Annotated in this window: 3 protein-coding genes; all 3 read right to left on the bottom strand. The window is 60.9% G+C overall.

Features of this window, described 5'->3' with window-relative positions:
• Positions 1 to 523: 523 nt before the first annotated feature.
• A complete protein-coding gene (locus ACFFNA_RS35040; RefSeq protein ID WP_111546265.1) occupies positions 524 to 1591 on the bottom strand; it encodes a cyclic nucleotide-gated potassium channel in 1068 nt (355 codons plus the stop codon).
• A 257-nt stretch (positions 1592 to 1848) separates the two neighbouring features.
• Complete coding sequence (locus ACFFNA_RS35035) at positions 1849 to 3231, bottom strand: adenylate/guanylate cyclase domain-containing protein (protein ID WP_378924442.1); 1383 nt, start codon at positions 3229 to 3231, stop codon at positions 1849 to 1851.
• Between the two features lie 214 nt (positions 3232 to 3445).
• Entirely contained in the window at positions 3446 to 4333 is an 888-nt protein-coding gene (locus ACFFNA_RS35030; RefSeq protein ID WP_378924441.1) for a metal-dependent phosphohydrolase, read from the bottom strand.
• Between the last annotated feature and the right edge of the window lie 552 nt (positions 4334 to 4885).

Raw genomic sequence — 4885 nt, 5'->3', positions numbered from 1 at the left:
CGACATCCGCCGCAAATCGAAATCTCCATAGCCATCGACTGTGGCCCGCGGGTTCCTTCCTCGGGGACTTTCGTACGCCTGCCGGCGCCCGAAACTCTTCACGGGAGCGGAATGGCAGCTTTCAGTACGGTTGGGCCACAAAGCCGACCTTGCTCTATAAGACCCCAGCGGAGAAGTTCGCTGAGTGTGTTGCAGCGATCGGTTGAACCCGCCACCCATTGCGGTCGTTCAGTTGCGAGCGTCGCATGACGCGATCTGACCCCAAGCGGCTGTTCGCTCGCCGTCGTCTGAACGACGCCCGTGACCCCCAAGCGGACCTTTAGCAATGACGCTTAGTTCCGCCGGCTGCGCCTCTGGGAACTTCCAAGTGCCGCCCAGAACCTCAGCGCGTGGCCGATAGAGCCGCACCATGTAGTTCCAGCCGGCCACCATCGGCAGGCAATTGGCAACCTTGCCATCCTCCTCCTGACGACTCAGAATCGATGATGCACCATTACAGTCCGGGACTGCACACCTAGTACGGTCAAGTCATCGGTGCCGCGCCGCGCCGCTCGAGCGCGGTCTTGCGGATGATTTCCGCGATCTCCGGGCTGCTGCTGCACAGCATCTGGAAATCCACCGCGTGCAGCGATAGGAGTGAGACCCCCGTTGCGGCGCTGACGGTCGCCGAACGCGGTTCGCCGCTGATCAGCGCCATCTCGCCGAAGAAGGCGCCAGGGCCAAGCTCCACCGGGTTCGGCGTCGCGACGCTGACGCGCCCCTCAACGACGAAGAACATCCGATCACCGGGCTCGCCAATGCGGCAGATCACGGCGCCCGCCGGCACCATGCGAGGTCTCAACGCGCGCACGATCTCGACCAGCACGGCCGGGCCGAGCTTCTGAAACAACGGCACGGTGGCGACCAATTGCCAATTGCGGACGAAATCCCCGCGACGGACTTCTTGATAAAAGCCGGTGGCAAGAATGCCGGCCCAGAGCCCGAAGATGCCGATGCCACTCATCATGACCATCCCGGCAAGGACGCGGCCGGCGAAGCTTTGCGGAATAGCGTCGCCATAGCCGGTGGTGGACAGCGTGACCACCGCCCACCACATTGCCTGGGGGATGCTGCCGAACTTTTCCGGTTGGATGTCGCGCTCGGTGACATAGGCGGCCAGCGCGACAGCGAACAGAACGACGCCGAAGAGCGTGGTGACGCCGATCAGGTTGCGCGCTTCGTTGGCCAGGACCCTGCCCAGCACCGGGAAGAAAGTCGAGTCGCGTAGCGGTTTCAGCAGCCAGACAGCACAGTAGAGGCTCCGGTCGGGCGTGCCGACAAGCAGAAATGCGGCGAGTGGAACCAAAACCGCGAGCACATCAATGGCGATTGCCGGCGTCCTGGCCCGAACGTCTCCCGCCCGGCGCTTGAGCAGCGTCGCGGCCAGTTGCAGGAGATAGGCGCCCCAAATGACTGCGAGCACGGCAGCCAGAGCCAGTCTGCTTCGTCCGGACATGTCCGGTATCGTGAGCGCAGCCACCGCCAAAAGCCCAGGCGCAGCCAGAACCGCGTTGAGCGGGGCGTAAATTCTTAAGAAAGGCAGTACCGACATTCTGTGCCCGCGAGCGGCTACTGCCCTCCAGAATAGATGCCTTCAAGGCAAGCGCAATGGTGCTTACTGTCGCTGCGATGTGCTTCACCACAGGTGAACTCAGATGTCCGGGATTGCTTCGTGACTGGACGTGCGCAGACAGGCCACAACCGACGAGAATGACCCGATCCGGACAATTGTAATAGGTTCGCGAAGGTCAGCTTCGGAGAACAGGCGACATGGGATCGCGACGGAAAAACTGAAATATTGGACCGTTTTCACTCGAGCCCGATCCACACAAAGCCGTCCTGCTTTCGGCAGGGGTATACGATCAGCTTTGCGCGGTTTTTCGAAATGTCACCCGCGAATTCATAGCCCGGCGCAGTACCATCCTGCTGCAGCTGCGCCCACCCCCTGATTTCGCCAGTAGACAGGTCGAAACAACTCTGATGCCAGCGGCAGACCAAGCCAAGATCTGCGGTGATTGTGCTCTCCGTGTGTGGGAGCTTCAGCTTTTCGGCCTGAGCGGAACTTCGGCGCTCGTAGAGCGGCAGATGAAGATGCGGGCAGGCATTGTTGAAGGCGCAATAGCTGTCGGATCCGCGAACGACGACGACGTCGTAATCTTCAAAATCGAGAATCCGGCGTTCGTGGGGCTCAAGCTCGTCTTCGGCAAAAGCGCGAACCCACCTCCTGCCGCCTTGACGGATGGTTTCGCGAAGCCCCTTGGCATTCAGATCGGCGTCAATTTCGGGCTCCAGCCTGACTATTTCGAACAGGCTTGTACGCTCGGCGGTACCGCGAAGGCGTACCCTGACGAAGTCGCCGATTTCCACCTTGCCGGCGATCTGGTCGCGGAGGGCCTCGGATATCAGCAATCGCGTACCGGCATCTTTATTGGCGGCCTCGACCCGGCTGGCCAGATTTACAACGTCGCCGATGGCCGTGAGACGTTCGTATCCAGCAAAACCCAATGTGCCGATGACGGCTTCGCCATAGTTGAGGCCGATACGAATATCGAAATCGATGCCATACATCGAGGCAAAGAACGGCTTTAGACGATCGACTGTGGCGAGGGTCTGAAGTGCGGCGTTCACGGCGCGAAGCGGAGCATCGGGCTGGTCGTCGATACCGAATATTGCCATGAGCCCATCGCCGATCAGTTTGTCGATGAAACCGCCATTCTGCTCGATGATGTCGCCGACCTGGGCGAAGTAGCGATTGAGCAGATACATCACGTCGTAGGGCGAAAGCCGCTCCGACAGCGCTGTGAAATCTACAATGTCGCTGAAGAAGACCGCAACATGCCTTGCTTCGCCGCAACGCGTCGCGGCAGAAGCGCCAAGCTGGCTGGTGATCATCATGTCGGTTTCGTCCAGCACCAGGCGTCGGACGCGAAGCTCGCCTTCCGGCCTGAGCTGACAGGCCAGCCGAACCTCATCGGCCAATCTCAACCGGTCCGCCATCAGGGTTTCGTCCGGATTCCGGTCCGGGCAAGCCTCAAGGCCATCGAGAACCCAAACGCGGCATGTCGAGCATTTCGCCCTGCCGCCGCATGCGTGGGCAAATGGCACGCCCGATCTGAGAGCCGCCTCTAGCAAGGTCTCATCGGCGGCCACGTCGAAATCCACTCTGTCGGGTAAAGCGGTTACTTTGGTCATATCACCGAACACAGGTCCGTCGCGTCAACTGGCTTGCCAGTGTAGCACCAATCGGCTCAGGCAATAGAATCGTGCAAAATTCGGGCACCGACGAAGCCGAAATGGTTTCGTTGCGGGGACCGGACAATGACCCCGGCGTTCATCTTCGTCGACAGCCGCCGCATGCAACCTCTGCCGGCTTGGCACCGGCGGAAAAGGAAACAATCCCCGGCTCTTAAGTTACCACCGAAAGGCTCGCCGATGTCGGCTGCAACACGCCGGGGAACGGCCCGATCCTGGCCGGGCGATGCCCGGACTGGAAGAGGTTGCTGTGGAGGTTGGCGATCCACTGCTTGCCTTCGGTCGTCAGCTCCAGATAGCGGATCGCGTCGCCGATATACGGCTCGACCTGCAGCGTGAAGAAATCGGTGAAGATGGCACCGAGATCGGCGGCGGTCTTGCAGCCGAGCTTTTCCACCATCCCGATCTCAGAGAACTCGGCAAACAGCGCCGGCAGCTTGCGGTGGTAGAAGGGATCAGCGAGCTGGCCGATCAGGTCCGCTGCCCTGACCAGCGCCGGCTCGGTGTTGGTGACCTGGTACGCAGGATCGTTCGGTACCGGAAAGCGCGTCATCTCGATCGCCTCGACAATGCGCTCCTCGTTGATGAACTTCGAGGAAGCAAAACGTTGGCGCGCATAGATCTTGGCGCGCTCGATATGATAGGGCGCAAGCACCGCGTCGGAGGCGCCGCGCGGTGGCGTATAGCGGTCGCCGGCCTCGTTAATGACGAAGCTGTCCTCGGTGTCGCCCTGGCACACGCCGTGCACCATGCCAATGTCGTGGACAAGCAGCGCGCAGGTATAATGCAGCCAGTCATCGGGGGTCAGGGATTCCGAAAGCAGCCGGCCGCGGATGATCTGCTGGCCAGCGAGCGTAACCATCAGCGTGTGCTCGATGTTGTGATAGAGGGCGTTCGAATTGCCGATGCGCTCCAGGACAAGGCGGGCCGCCCCGCCTATGTAGCTCGCATATTCCGGATTGCGATGCGAGAAATACTGGAGATAGAGTTCTGACAGATAGTCGCCGAGCCGGTCGGCCATGATGGAGATTGGATTGAGCATGACAATCGTTCCTGACCGCTTTGAAGCACGACAAGTCGCGCCGCGCGGCGGCCATCCTAGCACGGTTCCAGCGTGGATTTTATCTTAGGACCAAGGCCCCAAGGCAGCGGCGACTACCGAATGTTGTTGCGGTCGCCATCGCCACTCACGAGCCCGTGGCAGCTGTCGGTGCTATGCCGCTGAGGGCGCGCATAGGAGACCTTCCGCCGGCTTCGTCTGAATGTCGTTTAGTGGCGCGACCACGACCTCCAGCGTGGTCAACTGCAATGTCTGCTTCCAGGCGGAGGCAAAGTTCGCCCCTATGGCCGCTATCAGGCGCAGTGCCGACGTCCAGATGGCGAACCGCCGGACCGGCCGAGAAATCCCGGCGGCGCGCTTGAGATCACCTGCGCGCGGCTCTACTAGTCCGAAAACCTCACGCTCACGCCGCGCTGCCGAAAATAAGCCAGCATCAACTTGCGGCCCGAGCGGTTGTTCTGCGCCAACTTGGTCGGATCGAACACCGCCTGTTTTATCCCTTCTCGTCTCAGCGCCGCCTTAAGCGTCGCGATA

Source organism: Mesorhizobium kowhaii (assembly GCF_042431665.1).
GTDB lineage: Bacteria > Pseudomonadota > Alphaproteobacteria > Rhizobiales > Rhizobiaceae > Mesorhizobium > Mesorhizobium kowhaii.
Note: the sequence above shows the minus strand (reverse complement) of the source record. Positions and strands in the feature narration are given on the sequence as shown.